14 protein-coding genes are annotated in these 15,757 nt (G+C 53.1%); 1 reads left to right on the forward strand and 13 read right to left on the reverse strand.

What is annotated here, in order from left to right:
• Position 1 precedes the first annotated feature (1 nt).
• The 11 genes from murC to mraZ all read right to left on the reverse strand — a co-directional run bounded on the left by murC (position 2) and on the right by mraZ (position 12,570).
• The gene (gene murC / locus LCF41_RS18255; RefSeq protein ID WP_317630292.1) at positions 2-1,462 is read right to left on the reverse strand and encodes a UDP-N-acetylmuramate--L-alanine ligase; all 1,461 of its coding nucleotides are present in this window, start codon (positions 1,460-1,462) and stop codon (positions 2-4) included.
• Positions 1,463-1,524: 62 nt separating this feature from the next.
• A complete protein-coding gene (gene murG, locus LCF41_RS18260; RefSeq protein WP_225085782.1) occupies positions 1,525-2,616 on the reverse strand; it encodes an undecaprenyldiphospho-muramoylpentapeptide beta-N-acetylglucosaminyltransferase in 1,092 nt (363 codons plus the stop codon).
• Entirely contained in the window at positions 2,613-3,815 is a 1,203-nt protein-coding gene (ftsW, locus tag LCF41_RS18265; protein ID WP_225085783.1) for a cell division protein FtsW, read from the reverse strand. Before ftsW ends, murG begins: the two co-directional genes overlap by 4 nt.
• Positions 3,815-5,131: a UDP-N-acetylmuramoyl-L-alanine--D-glutamate ligase gene (murD, locus tag LCF41_RS18270; protein WP_225085784.1), complete on the reverse strand. Its 1,317-nt coding sequence runs from the start codon at positions 5,129-5,131 to the stop codon at positions 3,815-3,817. Before murD ends, ftsW begins: the two co-directional genes overlap by 1 nt.
• Positions 5,132-5,134: 3 nt before the next feature.
• A complete protein-coding gene (gene mraY / locus LCF41_RS18275) occupies positions 5,135-6,217 on the reverse strand; it encodes a phospho-N-acetylmuramoyl-pentapeptide-transferase (RefSeq protein ID WP_225085785.1) in 1,083 nt (360 codons plus the stop codon).
• Complete coding sequence (murF, locus tag LCF41_RS18280; RefSeq protein WP_225085786.1) at positions 6,211-7,572, reverse strand: UDP-N-acetylmuramoyl-tripeptide--D-alanyl-D-alanine ligase; 1,362 nt, start codon at positions 7,570-7,572, stop codon at positions 6,211-6,213. The genes mraY and murF overlap by 7 nt, the downstream gene beginning before the upstream one ends.
• The gene (gene murE / locus LCF41_RS18285) at positions 7,569-9,074 is read right to left on the reverse strand and encodes a UDP-N-acetylmuramoyl-L-alanyl-D-glutamate--2,6-diaminopimelate ligase (protein ID WP_225085787.1); all 1,506 of its coding nucleotides are present in this window, start codon (positions 9,072-9,074) and stop codon (positions 7,569-7,571) included. The genes murF and murE overlap by 4 nt, the downstream gene beginning before the upstream one ends.
• Positions 9,061-10,824, reverse strand: coding sequence for a peptidoglycan glycosyltransferase FtsI (locus LCF41_RS18290; RefSeq protein WP_225085788.1), 1,764 nt, complete (start codon positions 10,822-10,824; stop codon positions 9,061-9,063). The genes murE and LCF41_RS18290 overlap by 14 nt, the downstream gene beginning before the upstream one ends.
• Positions 10,825-10,847: 23 nt before the next feature.
• Entirely contained in the window at positions 10,848-11,168 is a 321-nt protein-coding gene (gene ftsL, locus LCF41_RS18295; protein ID WP_180741529.1) for a cell division protein FtsL, read from the reverse strand.
• On the reverse strand, positions 11,165-12,109 hold the full coding sequence (rsmH, locus tag LCF41_RS18300; RefSeq protein WP_225085789.1) for a 16S rRNA (cytosine(1402)-N(4))-methyltransferase RsmH: 945 nt from the start codon (positions 12,107-12,109) through the stop codon (positions 11,165-11,167). The genes ftsL and rsmH overlap by 4 nt, the downstream gene beginning before the upstream one ends.
• Before the next feature lie 2 nt (positions 12,110-12,111).
• On the reverse strand, positions 12,112-12,570 hold the full coding sequence (gene mraZ / locus LCF41_RS18305) for a division/cell wall cluster transcriptional repressor MraZ (RefSeq protein ID WP_015841733.1): 459 nt from the start codon (positions 12,568-12,570) through the stop codon (positions 12,112-12,114).
• A gap of 883 nt (positions 12,571-13,453) precedes the next feature.
• Between mraZ and LCF41_RS18310 the strand changes: the two genes are divergently transcribed.
• On the forward strand, positions 13,454-13,891 hold the full coding sequence (locus LCF41_RS18310; RefSeq protein ID WP_225085790.1) for an L-alanine exporter AlaE: 438 nt from the start codon (positions 13,454-13,456) through the stop codon (positions 13,889-13,891).
• 96 nt (positions 13,892-13,987) lie between these two features.
• Here the strand turns inward: LCF41_RS18310 and cra are convergent, their stop codons facing one another.
• Positions 13,988-14,992, reverse strand: coding sequence for a catabolite repressor/activator (gene cra, locus LCF41_RS18315; RefSeq protein WP_180778507.1), 1,005 nt, complete (start codon positions 14,990-14,992; stop codon positions 13,988-13,990).
• Between the two features lie 271 nt (positions 14,993-15,263).
• Positions 15,264-15,755 (reverse strand): acetolactate synthase small subunit, encoded by a 492-nt coding sequence (ilvN, locus tag LCF41_RS18320; protein ID WP_005975253.1) that lies wholly within the window; start codon positions 15,753-15,755, stop codon positions 15,264-15,266.
• Between the last annotated feature and the right edge of the window lie 2 nt (positions 15,756-15,757).

Here is a 15,757-nt window from a genome sequence, read left to right on the forward strand (position 1 = left end):
CTCATTCACTCATCTGCGGCTGTAATCTGGAATCAGCCAGTTTACGCGCCAGTTTACCGATGTTGCCGGCTCCCTGAACCAAAATCAGGTCTTCACCTCGCAGCGCCTGTGACAACAGTTCCGGTAAAGTATCCACATCCGTCACCAGAATCGGATCAATCTTACCTCTTCCGCGAATCGTACGGCACAGCGAACGGCTGTCCGCCCCCGGAATTGGCGATTCGCCGGCAGAATACACATCCAGCATCAGCAGCACGTCAACCTGTGATAACACATGCGCGAAATCGTCATACAAATCGCGGGTTCGCGTATAGCGATGCGGCTGAAAAATCATGACCAGCCGCTTCTCCGGCCACCCTGCACGGGCAGCTTTAATTGTGGCATCGACTTCCGTCGGATGGTGGCCGTAATCATCCACCAACATTGCCGTACCGCTTTGTCCATTCACCAACTCAAGCGGATATTCACCGAGGAAATCGAAGCGGCGCCCCGTGCCCTGAAAACGTTCAAGCGCACGCAGAATCGCCTCATCATCAATGCCTTCATCGGTCGCCACGGCAACCGCAGCTGCTGCGTTAAGCGCATTGTGACGCCCCGGTGCATTCAGCGTGACGGTTAGCAGCGGTTTATCTTTCCGTTCCAGCGTAAAGTGCCCTTGCGCGCCAACCTGGCGATAGCCTGAAACCCGCACATCGGCATCATCACTAAAACCATACGTGGTGATATGACGACCCACACGTGGCAGCAGTTCACGAATGACCGCATCATCAATACACATCACCGCTTGCCCGTAAAATGGCAGGTTGTGCAGAAAATTGATGAACGTCTGCTTCAAGTTCTCAAAATCGCCCTGATAGGTGTCCATGTGGTCGGCTTCAATGTTGGTCACAATCGCCACCATCGGCTGCAAATGCAGGAAAGATGCATCGCTTTCATCTGCTTCTGCAATCAGGTAACGGCTTGAGCCCAAACGCGCGTGCGTTCCCGCCGCCTTAACCAATCCACCGTTCACAAACGTCGGATCCAGTCCCGCTTCCGCGTAAATACTGGTGACCATCGCCGTTGTCGTTGTCTTGCCGTGCGTCCCCGCAATCGCGATACCGTGACGAAAACGCATCAGTTCCGCCAACATCTCGGCGCGGCGGATCACCGGAATACGTGCATCATGCGCGGCAACAATTTCAGGGTTATCCGCAGTAATCGCACTCGATACCACCACCACGCTGGCGTTCAGAACGTTCTCCGCACGGTGGTGGAAATAAATCTGCGCGCCGAGTTCGGTTAACTGCTGCGTCACCGCATTCGGTGCCAGATCGGAGCCGCTAATTTCATAACCTTCATTGGCCAACACTTCGGCGATACCACCCATGCCAGCACCGCCGATGCCGACAAAGTGTATGTGCCGGACGCGATGCATCTCGGGCACGATTGAACGTAGTTTCGCCAGTTGTTGAGTATTCACTTTATTCTATCGCTACCTTGTTGCGTCGTCGCACAGCCTTCTGCCCGACCACGCTGTATTAATTAACCGTGAGCCACATGTGTGGCCCGACTGCCTGCCGCTGCACTGACTTCCGCAGCAACCCGATCGGTTGCATCTGGAATCGCCACTGCGCGGGCTTTCTGCGCCATTGTCAGCAAGGTTGCGCGATCCCAACCGGACAGCACCTCGCTGACAGCAGCCACGTTAAACTGTGGCTGCTCAATAATTTTTGCTGCGCCTGCGTGTTCCAACGGCAGCGCGTTCCAGTACTGCTGCCGATCTTTGTGCTGGAACGGCACAAACAATGCGGGTAACCCAGCCGCCGCAATTTCACTGACGGTTAATGCGCCGGAACGGCACACCACAACGTCCGCCCAGGCGTAAGCTGCCGCCATATCATCAATAAACTCGGTAATCTTGTGCTGCGTCTGTCCAACATCCTGATAAGCCTGTTGAACGGTTGATAACGCACCTTTACCGACCTGATGCCAAATCGTAATACGGTCACCCAACTGTGCTGCTACGCCGGGTAGCGTTTGGTTCAGCACTCTTGCGCCTTGACTACCACCAACAACCAGCACCCTCACAGGGCCTGAGCGATCGGCTAATCGTGTTTCTGGTGCAGGCAACGCCAGCACATCAGTTCTGACCGGATTCCCCACCACATCTGCGTTGGGAAATGCGCCCGGAAACGCCTGCAATACTTTCTTGGCAATGTGGGATAACCAGCGGTTAGTCAACCCTGCAATCCCGTTCTGTTCATGGAGCACGACCGGAATGCCGCACAGCCAGGCGGCCAAACCGCCGGGGCCGGAAACGTAACCGCCCATCCCCAACACCACATCAGGCTTGTAGCGGCGCATAATCGCCCGCGCCTGACGTACTGCCTGAAAAATACGAATCGGTGCGCTTAACTGCGCCCGAATGCCTTTACCACGCAATCCAGAAATGCGGATAAAATCAATTTCGATACCATGCTTAGGCACCAAATCGGCTTCCATGCGATCCGCCGTACCTAACCAGCGAACCTGCCAGCCCTGCGCCATCAGGTGGTGCGCAACCGCGAGTCCAGGGAATACGTGTCCGCCCGTACCGCCAGCCATCACCATCAAACGCTTGCCTTCGCCACTCATCGGGCACCTCTCGTAAACGCCTGCGCTTTCGTCAGGCGCGTTTCAAAATCAATGCGTAACAGCAAAACAATCGCCGTCGACATAATCAGCAAACTGGAACCACCGTAACTGATCAGCGGCAACGTCAGCCCTTTCGTCGGTAGCATCCCCGCCGCCGCGCCTACGTTCACCAGCGTCTGAAAGCTGAACCAGATGCCGATCGAGCACGCCAGAAAGCCCGAAAAACGCTGATCGATCTCCAGCGCCCGCTTCCCGATAGACATCGCGCGAAAAGCGACGAAGAATATCATTAACAACGCCAAAACCACACCGATATAGCCGAGTTCCTCACCTAAAATAGAGAAAATGAAATCGGTATGCGCCTCCGGCAAATATTCCAGTTTCTGTACTGAATTCCCCAGCCCTTGTCCCCAAAATTCACCGCGCCCAAATGCCATCAGGGATTGCGTCAACTGGTAGCCGCTGCCGAACGGATCGTCCCACGGGTTCCAGAAAGACGTCACACGTCGCATACGGTAAGGCTCAGCGACAATCAACAGGCCAACGGCAAACACGCCACAGCCGATAATCGCCAGAAACTGCCACATCTTGGCACCAGCCAGAAACAGCATCGCCAGCGTTGTAATAAAGAGCACAACCACGGTGCCGAGGTCAGGCTGCGCCAGCAGCAGCACCGCCAACACCACCATCACGCCCATCGGTTTGCAAAAGCCCCAGAAGTTATTTCTCACTTCTTCAACTTTGCGCACCATGTAGCTGGACAGGTAGCAAAACAGCGCCAGCTTGGACAATTCCGCAGGCTGAATACGCAACGGCCCCAGCGAAATCCAGCGGGATGCACCGTTGACCGAGCTTCCCACCGCCAGCACCACCAACAGCATGACCATCGCAAGTAATAACAGCACCGGGCTGTAGCGCTGCCATATCTCCATCGGGATACGCAACGTGACTAACGACAAACCAAATGCCAACCCGAGATAAATCGCATCACGTTTCGCAAACAGGAACGGGTCGCTGGCAAGGCGTTGTCCTACTGGCATAGAAGCCGACGTCACCATCACAAAACCAATCACGGCCAGCCCAAGCGTCAACCACACCAGCGTCCTGTCATAGAGAACCACGCTCAGCGTATCGCTTTCACGTGTTCCCATAACCCAGCTCTTGATGCGTTCGATAAACGCCAGCCCGAAGAACCGCATCAGCCTAACTCCTCCGCCAGACGAGCGAATTCATCGCCCCGCTGTTCAAAACTGCGGAACTGATCCAGACTTGCGCAAGCAGGCGACAGCAACACCATGTCACCTGGCTTGATGCGTTCGGCGATGACACGCATCGCCTGTTCCATCGTTTCTGTTTGTTCAGCAATTTCCGGGCGTAACGCAGCCAGTTGCTGCCCATCACGACCAAAACAATACAAACGAACGTGTTCACCCTGTAAATACGGCACCAGTGGTGAGAAGTCGGCAGATTTTCCATCACCACCTAGCAGCAGGTGCAGCGTGCCTTCGACGGTCAACCCGCTCAGTGCAGCTTCAGTGCTCCCTACGTTCGTAGCTTTAGAATCATTAATCCACCGTACGCCGTTGCGCTCGAAGGCCATTTGAAAACGATGCGGCAACCCGGTAAACGTCGTCAGCGCCGTCAGCGCAGAAGCTCGCGGAATCTTCACGGCATCAGCCAGCGCCAGCGCCGCCAATGCATTCGTATAGTTGTGCTGGCCAACAAGCTTGATTTCACGGGTGTTAAGCACGCGCTCACCGTCTACCCGCAGCCAGGTTTCTCCCTGCTGACGATTAAGATGATAATCGCCCACGTCGACACCAAAACTACGGCAGCGCGCATCCGCACCGCGAACTGGCATGGTCAGCGCATCATCAGCGTTTACCACACACAACTCTGCGTGTTCATAAATGCGTAATTTCGCTGCCCTATACTGCTGTAGACCAAACGGATAACGGTTGGTGTGATCTTCCGTCACGTTCAGAATGGTTGCCGCAGTCGCGTGCAGGCTGCTCGTCGTTTCCAGTTGGAAACTCGACAGCTCCAACACATAAAGCTGAGCGGGCTGATCAAGCAGTTGCAGCGCGGGAAGACCGATATTACCGCCAACGCCCACCTGCCAGCCTGCAGCACGCGCCATTTCACCGACCAGCGTCGTCACCGTACTTTTACCGTTAGAACCGGTAATCGCCACAATCGGAGCCTGCGCTTCACGGCAGAACAGCTCGATATCGCCAACGATTTCAATACCAGCGTCGGCAGCATCACACAAAACCGGTGTCGCCAACGCCACACCGGGGCTGGCAACGATCAAATCCGCGTTCATTAGCCAGTCTTCATTCAGACTGCCGAGGTGTCGCTCTACCTGCTCAGGCAGTTTATCCAGACCCGGCGGACTGATACGGGTATCCACCACGCGCGGTACCACACCGCGTGCGAGAAAGAAATCAACACAGGAGAGCCCAGTCAGACCCAACCCGATAATGACAACTTTTTTACCCTGATAGTCCACCATGTCTTATCGTACCTTCAGCGTTGCCAGGCCAATCAGCACCAGCATCAACGAAATAATCCAGAAGCGCACAATCACGCGCGGTTCCGGCCAGCCCTTAAGTTCATAATGATGATGAATCGGCGCCATGCGGAAAATCCGCTGCCCACGCAACTTAAAGGACCCAACTTGCAGAATCACCGACAGCGTTTCGACCACGAAGACGCCACCCATAATCACCAACAAAAATTCCTGACGCAGGAGAACCGCGATAGTGCCCAACGCGCCGCCCAGCGCCAGAGACCCCACGTCCCCCATGAAAACCTGCGCCGGATAGGTGTTAAACCACAGAAACCCAAGCCCCGCGCCCACAATCGCAGTACAAACAATCACCAGCTCACTGGCATGGCGGATATACGGAATATGCAGGTAGCCGGCAAAATTCATGTTCCCTGTTGCCCATGCGACCAGCGCAAAACCAGCGGCCACAAACACGGTCGGCATGATCGCCAACCCGTCCAGACCGTCGGTCAGGTTTACGGCATTACTGGTACCGACAATCACAAAGTAGGCCAACGCAACATAGAGCAAGCCCAGTTGCGGCATCACATCTTTGAAGAACGGCACAACAAGTTGCGTAGCCGGCGTATCTTTACCGATGGAATACATACTGAAAGCCACGACTAGCGCAATCACGGACTGCCAGAAATATTTCCAGCGGGCAATCAGCCCTTTAGTATCCTTACGGACCACTTTGCGGTAATCATCAACAAAGCCAACTGCGCCGTAGCCCGCTAACACAAGCAGTACGCACCAGACATACGGGTTAGACAGATTCGCCCACATCAAAACGGAAACGATAATCGCCACCAGGATCATCACGCCCCCCATCGTTGGGGTGCCGCGCTTGCTGAAATGTGATTCAGGCCCTTCGTTACGCACCACCTGACCAATCTGCAAACGTTGCAGCCAGGCGATCATGTGCGGCCCCATCCATAAGGAAATAACCAATGCGGTCAGCAGGCTGACAATGGCGCGGAACGTCAAATAAGAAAAGACGTTAAAGCCGGTATAAAGTTTGGCCAAATGTTCGGCCAGCCATACTAACATTGCGCATTCTCCTGTAATGCATGTACAACCTGCTCCATTGCAGCACTGCGTGAGCCTTTAACCAATACACTGATGACGTTATGTTCTGACATCAGCACCTTCAAACGTGAAACCAGTGCAGCTTTATCCTGAAAATGCTCACCATTGCCGCTGGCAGTGCCGATCAATTCACTCAATGTTCCTACACTCAATACGCGATCGATGCCCGCAGCACGCGCCGCTTCGCCTACTTGACGGTGGCACTCAGGGGCTTCATCCCCCAACTCGCCCATATCACCCACGACCATCACACGGTAACCCGGCATCTCCGCCAGTACCTGTGCCGCCGCTGTCATAGAACCTACGTTGGCGTTATAACTGTCATCCAGCAGCAGCTTGCCTTCAGACAAGGCAATCGGGAACAGCCGCCCCGGCACTGCCTGCAACTGGGATAACCCGGTTTTAACAGCTTCCAGCGTCGCCCCGACGGACATCGCCAGCGAAGCCGCCGCCAGTGCATTAGAAATGTTATGTCGACCCGGTAAAGGCAGCAGAACCTGCGTTTCACCAAATGGCGTGTGCAGAGTGAAGCGCGTACCCTGCGCCAAAACGTCTACATCGCTGGCAAAAAAATCGATATCGCAAGCGGCCTGCGGTGAGAAACGCCAGACGGTTTTATGATTCAGCATGACCTGCCAGTGCGGGAAATCATTGCTGTCTGCATTCACAATCGCCACGCCGTCTGCTGGCAAACCGGCAAAAATCTCACCTTTCGCCTGTGCTACACCAGCCAATGAACCAAAACCTTCCAGATGCGCGGCAGCCAGATTGTTGACCAGCGCGCTCTCCGGCCGCACCAGATCGGTGGTATAGGCAATCTCACCAATATGATTTGCCCCCAGTTCAATCACCGCAAACTGGTGTTCCGCCGTCAGACGCAACAGCGTGAGCGGCACACCGATGTCGTTATTGAAGTTACCGGCGGTATACAGCACAGAACCACACTGGCGCAGAATCGCCGCCGTCATCTCTTTAACGGAGGTTTTGCCGGAAGAGCCGGTCAGGGCGACTACGCGCGCCGTTGACTGCTGGCGAACCCAGGCGCCCAATTGCCCCAAAGCCAAACGCGTATCGCTTACCAACAGTTGTGGCACATCAATAGGTAAGTGCTTACTGACTAACAGAGCCGCCGCGCCGCCTGTTACCGCATCAGCAGCGTAATCATGCGCGTCGAATTTCTCGCCTTTCAGCGCGACAAACAGGCAGCCAGACGCCAGCTTACGCGTATCGGTTGAAACATCTTCAATATCAATGCTTTCACCAATCAGTTGCGCATTCAGCACCGTGGCAAGCTGTTGCAGGGAGACGCGAATCATGCAATCACCCCCAGCAGACGGGCAACGGTGATACGATCGGAGTAATCAAGACGCTGATTGCCAACCAGTTGGTAATCTTCGTGCCCTTTGCCTGCAACCAGCACGACGTCATTTTCCTGCGCCTGCATGATCGCGCTGGTAACCGCTTCAGCACGCCCGTGAATCACCTGAACCCGCCCGGCATCCAGCAGCCCGGAGAGAATATCGGCAACAATCGCCTGAGGTTCTTCACTGCGCGGGTTATCATCCGTAACCACAACACGATCGGCCAGTTGTTCTGCGATGCCGCCCATAAGTGGGCGCTTACCTTTATCACGATCGCCGCCGCAACCAAACACACACCAGAGTTTCCCCAGACAGTGCAAACGTGCAGCGTCGAGCGCTTTTTCCAGCGCGTCCGGCGTGTGGGCATAATCAACAACGACAGTAGGTTTTCCTTCAGTATGGAAAACTTCCATGCGGCCACACACGGGTTGCAATTGAGAGCCCGTAATGACCAACTTGTCGAGCGGATAGCCGAGAGACAGCAGCGTTGCCAGCGCCAACAGCATATTGCTGACGTTAAACGCCCCCATCAGGCGACTTTCGATTTCGCCGTTCCCCCAGCTTGAATCAAACGCAATCGTGGCCCCGTTGTCGTGATAATCAATCTGTGTCGCTTTCAGCCAGCGCCCACGGCAGCCAGGAACCAGCTTACTTTTAAGAAGAGGAGAGGTTTCCATGGTTACAGCTACGGCATCCGGCAGCTTCGCCAACCAGCGCAACCCGACCTCATCATCCGCGTTGATAATCATCTGCCCCACGCGATGCTCGGCGAACAGCGCCCATTTGGCCGCTTCATAGCTCTCCATATCGCCGTGATAATCAAGATGGTCGCGGCTCAGGTTAGTGAACACCGCTGCCGCGAATGGCAACGCCGCGACACGATGCTGCACCAACCCGTGGGAAGAGACTTCCATTGCGGCGAATGTCGCACCTTGCTCGACCAACTGGCTCAACACCTGCTGAACATCAACGGCGGATCCCGTCGTATTCTCTGTTGGAATCGCACGACCCAGTAGGCCATTGCCGACAGTGCCCATCACGGCGCTTGTTTCGCCTAGTGCCTGACTCCACTGCGCCAGAAGCTGAGTCGTCGTCGTTTTTCCGTTGGTTCCCGTTACGCCGATCAGCTGTAACTTTTCCGCCGGCTGCTGATAAAAGCGGCCTGCCAGTGCGGAAAGCCGCTGGTTCAGATTACTGAGATAGACCACTGGCACACCGTGCATTTCGCGAACGGTGCCATCAGCAGCCTCACCTTCTGCTTCGGCCACGATCGCTGCTACGCCTTGCGCAATTGCCTGCGGAATATAGCGCCGTCCATCTGTTTTATGCCCGACAATCGCGACAAACAGATCCCCGGCAGCCGCAACGCGGCTGTCTAATGTCATTTCCCGCAGCGCGCGCGCCGGAGTGTCTTGCACCCACGGCGCAAGTAAATCGCGCAAATTACGATCTGCCACCTGATCCCTCTTCTCTATTAATTACAAACTCGTTTTTGTCGCCCGACGGCAACGCATCCGGTTCGATATTCATCGTACGCAGAACGCCACCCATGATGGCGCCAAAGATTGGCGCAGAAACTGCACCGCCGTAATATTTCCCTGCCTGCGGATCGTTGATCACGACAACCAGAGCAAAACGTGGGTTACTGGCTGGAGCTACGCCAGCCGTATAGGCAATATATTTGTTGATGTATTTGCCATCCGGGCCGACCTTTTTAGCCGTACCGGTTTTAATCGCGATACGGTAGCCTTTGATGGCGGCTTTGGTACCGCCGCCGCCGGGCAGCGCAACGCTTTCCATCATGTGCACCACGGAACGTACCAGCGCTTCAGGGAAAACACGCTCGCCGGGAACGGGTGGATCAACTTTCGTAATCGACAGCGGACGATAAATGCCGAAACTGCCGATCGTGGCGTAGACTCGCGCTAACTGTAACGGTGTTACCATCAGCCCGTAGCCGAAAGAAAAGGTGGCCCTCTCTATGTCAGACCACCGTTGTTTTTGAGGGTATAAGCCACTGCTTTCTCCGACCAACCCCAAATTGGTCGCTTTTCCTAATCCAAAACGCGAGTAAGTATCTACCAGCGCAGAGGAAGGCATCGCTAACGCCAGTCTGGAAACACCGACGTTACTCGATTTCTGCAGCACGCCCGTCAGCGTCAATTCGCTATAGCGTGCCACGTCTTTGATTTCATGACCATTAATGTAATAAGGTAGCGTATTGAGCACGCTATTTTCTTTGATGACACCGCGTTGCAGCGCCGTCATCACCACCATCGGTTTCACCGTAGAACCTGGTTCGAAGATATCGGTGATGGCGCGGTTACGCATAATCTCTTTCGGCGTATCCGCCAGATTATTCGGGTTATAAGACGGGCTATTGGCCATCGCCAGGACTTCACCGGTATTCACATCAACCAGCACGGCCGTGCCTGACTCCGCTTTGTTAAAGGCAACGGCGTTGTTAAGTTCGCGGTAAACCAGCGCCTGCAAACGCTCATCAATACTCAGCGCCAGATTATGTGCAGCCTGACTATCAACCGAGGAGATATCTTCAATGACGCGGCCAAATCGGTCTTTACGCACGGTGCGTTCACCGGGTTGCCCGGTCAGCCAGCGATCAAAGCTTTTCTCTACCCCTTCAATGCCTTGTCCATCGATATTAGTGAAGCCGATGAGGTGAGAGGTCACTTGCCCGGAAGGATAATACCGGCGAGATTCCTGTCGCAGATTAATGCCCGGCAGTTTCAGTTTATGGACGTATTCGCCAATGGCAGGATTCACCTGACGCGCAAGGTAAACAAAGCGCCCTTTCGGGTTAGCGTTGATCTTCGTAGCCAGTTGATCCAGCGGGATATCAAGTGCGTCAGACAGGGCTTTCCAGCGCGTATCCAACGTAATCCCACCACGATCGTTCACTTCTTTCGGATCCGCCCAAACGGCATTCACCGGTACGCTGACAGCTAAAGGACGACCCGCGCGATCGCTAATCATACCGCGTGCCGTCGGCACTTCCTGTACGCGCAGGGAACGCATATCCCCTTCACGCACCAGTTTGTCTGGATTGATCACCTGGAGGTAAGCCGCACGAGCCATCAGACCAAACATCGCAAGCAGGATACAGCCGCAAAGCAACGCAAAACGCCAGCTAACAAAGCTGGCTTGATCTTCCTGGCGCTTTAACTTTCCTGTACGGGCTGCTTTCATGCTTAACTGGTTGCCTATTTAGTTCATTGCTTAACCACAATATTTTCCTGTGACGGATCGACATGCCCCATTTGCAGTTTTTCCGTCGCGATCCGCTCAACGCGGCTATGATCCCCAAGTGAGTTCTCTTCCAGGATCAGATTTCGCCATTCGATATCCAACGCATCACGCTCCAGTAGAAGCTGCTCGCGTTCTGCTGTCAGCAAACGCGTCTTGTGTGCTGTTGTCACCACAAAAACGGCAGAAACCAGTACGGCAATCATCAGCAGCATCGGGAGCTTTGCATTACGCAGCAGATCCTCACCGATGACGCCAACCAGAGTGTGCCGCTCGTTACCGATCATGCAGGCAATCTCTCAGCGAACCGCAGCACAGAACTGCGCGCGCGCGGGTTTTCTGCAATTTCTGCTTCCGAAGGCATCAATTTCTTTCCGACGGCTTTTAACGTCTGCCCGCCCTGACTACGCAGTTGCTCTTCTGTTAACGGTAAGCCAGCAGGCACCTGTGGCCCACGACTCTGGTGGCGAATAAACCGTTTCACAATTCGATCTTCTAATGAGTGGAAGCTAATGACTGACAGACGTCCCTGCGGAGCCAGTACGCTTAACGCACCTTCTAACGCACGCTCGATCTCTTCCAGCTCGCTGTTGATATAAATGCGGATCGCCTGAAAGCTGCGCGTCGCCGGGTGCTTATGTTTTTCTCTCACCGGGCTGGCAGCCGCAATCAATTCGGCCAGCTCTTTTGTCCGCGTCATCGGCTCAGTGCGGTTACGTTCTACAATCGCGCGGGCAATGCGCTTGGCAAAACGCTCTTCGCCGAACGTTTTCAAAACCCAGACAATGTCGTCCGCTTCCGCTTTCATCAGCCATTCGGCAGCGGACAAGCCGCGCGTCGGATCCATACGCATATCCAGCGGGCCATCGCGCATAAATGAGAACCCACGTTCAGGGTCATCAAGCTGAGGAGAAGAAACGCCAAGATCGAGCAGAACACCATCGATCTGCCCGGTCAGACCAAGCTCCGCAACATACTCCGCGATGGCGGAAAACGGCCCGTGAATAATAGAGAAACGAGGATCGTCAATCGCTTTAGCAGCTTCAATAGCTTGAGGATCGCGATCGATAGCTAACAGGTGTCCTTCCGGCCCCAGTTGGGAGAGAATCAGACGAGAATGACCACCACGGCCAAATGTGCCGTCGATGTATATGCCGCCACTGCGAATGTTCAGACCATTTACGGCCTCATCCAACAGGACGGTGGTATGTTTATAATTTTCCAGCATGACTATAGCGATAGGTCCTGCAACCGATCAGATAAGGGTTCCTGAGTCGATTGTTCAGCGTCAATATCATCCCTGACCTGTTGATACCAAGTCTGTTCATCCCACAGTTCAAACTTGTTGAACTGCCCGACTAGCATCACTTCTTTTTTAAGGTCCGCATGCTGCCTTAACGTATTCGCAATCAACAAACGCCCTGCACTATCCATTTGGCACTCGCTGGCATGCCCTAATAACAAGCGCTGAACGCGGCGTTCAGCGGGGTTCATGCTCGATAAGCGAGACAGCTTTTGTTCAATAATTTCCCATTCAGGTAAGGGATAAAGCAGCAGGCATGGCTGATGCAGATCAATGGTGCAAACCATTTGACCTTGCGATTCCCCGTTCAGCATTTCCCGATATCGGGTAGGCACAGCAAGGCGCCCTTTACTGTCGAGGTTAACCAGCGTAGCCCCACGAAACATACCTGAGTTACCCCTTCATCACCTTTTTCACCACTTTACCCCACAAATTCCCACCTTTAAGAGTGTACGGAGGGTATGAAAACCTTGTCAAGCCAGAGCTGGCGCGCTTTGGGATTATTCCTGAATGAATTGGAGCCGGCATAGAGGTAAAAGGAATAAGGAGTCAAAATTAACGAAGATTAACGTCATGATAATTTGAGAAAAATTCATAACAGAATGGGAACATTACAAACATATCGCTATTCACTACGGCATCTCGATTATTTTTACTGTCATACGCTGATACCAAAGACAACCGTTTTCAGAATTGTCTTACTCACCCAGAATACCTTGAATACCAAGGGCTGCATGCGCGCGCAGAATCATACCGCGCAGCTGACAGTTGCTCAATGTCACATTTTTAACATCAGCCTCATCGATTCTTGATGAATCAGCCGATTTACCTGACTTAATGCTCCGCCAAACCCGCAACTAACGATTCCCTGAACGGCCATGCTGGCTCAGAAAGTGGGGTCACACAACGTGTCTCATTTATCCTCCCAAGAGAAGCATGAGTGGATGCCATAAGCAGCCCTCTTTTATCGGTCATTTACTCACTTCCTTTAATACCATTACCCCCTCGCGGAAACACCTTGCCCTAAAAAACCATAACATATTGTTTCTAAAAAATTTTAAATCTCTTACCGCGATAAAAAAACGGGAAACTTATCGGATAGATATAAAGTAGCGGGAAAGTATAAAAAATGCGCACAAATAAATATTTTTACCTAGTACAAAGCCAATAAGTCAGTGATGTAAACTACACAAATAAAATAAGTCATGACAAAAAACCATACAAAACCATTACATCAGTTTATCCGCCCTAAGAATGGAGCAACACGGTATGTTTTCCCCGACGTCACGATTGCGAAGCGCCACCGCAGATACCTTTGCGCTCGTTGTCTATTGTTTCATTACTGGGATGGCGATAGAAATCATGCTTTCAGGGATGAGCTTCGAGCAATCTCTGTCTTCACGTTTACTGTCTATCCCCGTTAATATTGCGATTGCCTGGCCGTACGGGCTGTATCGCGATCGCGTGTTGAATATAGCCAGACGTCACGGTGGTGAGCATTTTCTGGTACGCAGCCTTGGCGATCTGTTTGCCTATGTCAGTTTCCAATCCCCGGTTTACGCCATCATTCTCTGGTCTATCGGGGCGAATCCCGCGCAAATCCTGACGGCCGTTACCAGTAATCTGGTGATATCGATGGTGACAGGCGTGATATACGGTTATTTCCTGGAATATTGCCGTCGGCTATTCCGCGTGGCATTGCCATAAAAGCGAAGTAAGAGTGGGTTGTGAATTGAGATTGAGCAGTAGCGAGTCGTCAAGAAGAAGCGCCATAGTCATCTATGGCGCAGGAAGGCAGAGAGATTATACGCGGCTTAATGAGCCACGACGGTACAGGTTACGCCGGATACGATTCAAACCGGGCTTCGGTCTTTTCGGCTCATCCAGACTGGCCAACACCAGCTCCAGTACGCGTTCCGCGACTTCACGATGGCGCTGAGCGACAGACAATACCGGGCATTCCAGATAATCCAACAGTTCATTATCCCCAAAGGTCGCGATAGCCAGATTATTCGGCAAACGTCCGTTAATCTTCAGGTTAACGTCCATCACTCCCTGCAATAACGGAAATGACGTCGTGAACAGCGCTTCAGGCATCGGGTTATTTTTCAGATAATCCATAAACGCAGCAGCGGCGGCTACGCGCTCATAACTATTGGAATAAAGATAATTGACTTCACGCGGATCGCCCGCCCACGCCTGACGGAACCCTTGCTCGCGCAAAAAGCTAACAGAAAGCTCAGGCAAAGCGCCAAGATACAGTACCGATTTCGCAGGCACTTTGCGTAATTCCTGCGCCAGCATTTCGGCATCTTCAAGATCGGCTCCAACCACGCTGGTAAAGTGCTCGCGATCTAACGCTCTGTCCAACGCAATAATCGGCAGGTTGCCGTTTATCCAGCGCTGATAAAACGGATGCTCGGGGGGTAATGCGGTAGAAACGATAATAGCGTCAACCTGACGCTGTAACAGATGCTCAATACAGCGCATCTCGTTGTCCGGCTGATCTTCTGAACACGCAATTAATAACTGGTATCCGCGCTGTCTGGCCTGACGCTCCAGATAATTGGCGATGCGTGTATAGCTGGTATTTTCCAGATCGGGAATAACCAAACCAATTGAACGTGTGCGTCCAGCACGTAATCCAGCCGCGACGGCGTTGGGATGATAATTGTGCTCCCTGACGACAGCCATAACTTTCTCAACGGTCTTATCGCTCACGCGATATTGTTTTGCTTTCCCGTTAATAACATAGCTGGCTGTCGTGCGTGAAACACCCGCAAGACGCGCGATTTCATCCAGTTTCACGGTAACCCCTTAGTAGGCCGGAAAATAAATAGGCCGGATAAATAATAAATAGTGTGATGACCATAAAATCATCATGGATATGGCGTAGATCTAACAGCAGAAGCTTTTGTACGGCAACTGCTTTTATCACGTTACCCGCATATTTCAAGCTGTCATATCAATAATGGACGTCTTTTAACCTGAAATATATTGCGCCTATATAAGATAAGGGAAATAAAAAGGCCCGATACTATTATCGAGCCTCTGAAAGGAAAAAGCAGCGAAAAGTCGATTAACGCATGATTTTATCGCCGCGTGATACGCCGACGATCCCAGAACGTGCTACTTCAACAATTTCGGCCACTTCACGCACGGCGCTGAGGAAGGCATCCAGTTTATCGCTGGTGCCGGCAAGCTGTACGGTGTAAAGCGAGGCAGTCACATCAACAATCTGACCGCGGAAAATATCGGCGCAGCGTTTCACTTCTTCGCGGCCATATCCTGTGGCTTGCAGCTTCACCAGCATGATTTCACGCTCAACGTGAGCACCTTGTCCCAGTTCACTGACGCGCAGAACATCCACCAGCTTGTGCAGTTGCTTTTCGATCTGCTCCAGCACTTTCTCATCACCTACCGTCTGAATCGTCATACGGGACAGCGTAGGATCTTCGGTTGGGGCTACCGTCAGGCTTTCGATGTTGTAACCGCGCTGTGAAAACAGGCCGACGACACGTGACAAGGCACCTGATTCATTCTCAAGTAATACTGACAAAATCCGCCGCATGA

It is taken from the genome of Pectobacterium colocasium, from assembly GCF_020181655.1.
Lineage (GTDB): Bacteria > Pseudomonadota > Gammaproteobacteria > Enterobacterales > Enterobacteriaceae > Pectobacterium > Pectobacterium colocasium.

Excerpts from the sequence above, each read along its gene's own strand:
- ilvN (WP_005975253.1), bottom strand. The coding sequence starts at position 15,755 with ATGCGGCGGATTTTGTCAGTATTACTTGAGAATGAATCAGGTGCCTTG.
- rsmH (WP_225085789.1), bottom strand. The coding sequence starts at position 12,109 with ATGCTGGAAAATTATAAACATACCACCGTCCTGTTGGATGAGGCCGTA.
- murD (WP_225085784.1), bottom strand. The coding sequence starts at position 5,131 with ATGGTGGACTATCAGGGTAAAAAAGTTGTCATTATCGGGTTGGGTCTG.
- LCF41_RS18310 (WP_225085790.1), top strand. The coding sequence starts at position 13,454 with ATGTTTTCCCCGACGTCACGATTGCGAAGCGCCACCGCAGATACCTTT.
- mraY (WP_225085785.1), bottom strand. The coding sequence starts at position 6,217 with ATGTTAGTATGGCTGGCCGAACATTTGGCCAAACTTTATACCGGCTTT.
- ftsL (WP_180741529.1), bottom strand. The coding sequence starts at position 11,168 with ATGATCGGTAACGAGCGGCACACTCTGGTTGGCGTCATCGGTGAGGAT.
- LCF41_RS18290 (WP_225085788.1), bottom strand. The coding sequence starts at position 10,824 with ATGAAAGCAGCCCGTACAGGAAAGTTAAAGCGCCAGGAAGATCAAGCC.
- mraZ (WP_015841733.1), bottom strand. The coding sequence starts at position 12,570 with ATGTTTCGTGGGGCTACGCTGGTTAACCTCGACAGTAAAGGGCGCCTT.
- murG (WP_225085782.1), bottom strand. The coding sequence starts at position 2,616 with ATGAGTGGCGAAGGCAAGCGTTTGATGGTGATGGCTGGCGGTACGGGC.
- ftsW (WP_225085783.1), bottom strand. The coding sequence starts at position 3,815 with ATGCGGTTCTTCGGGCTGGCGTTTATCGAACGCATCAAGAGCTGGGTT.
- murF (WP_225085786.1), bottom strand. The coding sequence starts at position 7,572 with ATGATTCGCGTCTCCCTGCAACAGCTTGCCACGGTGCTGAATGCGCAA.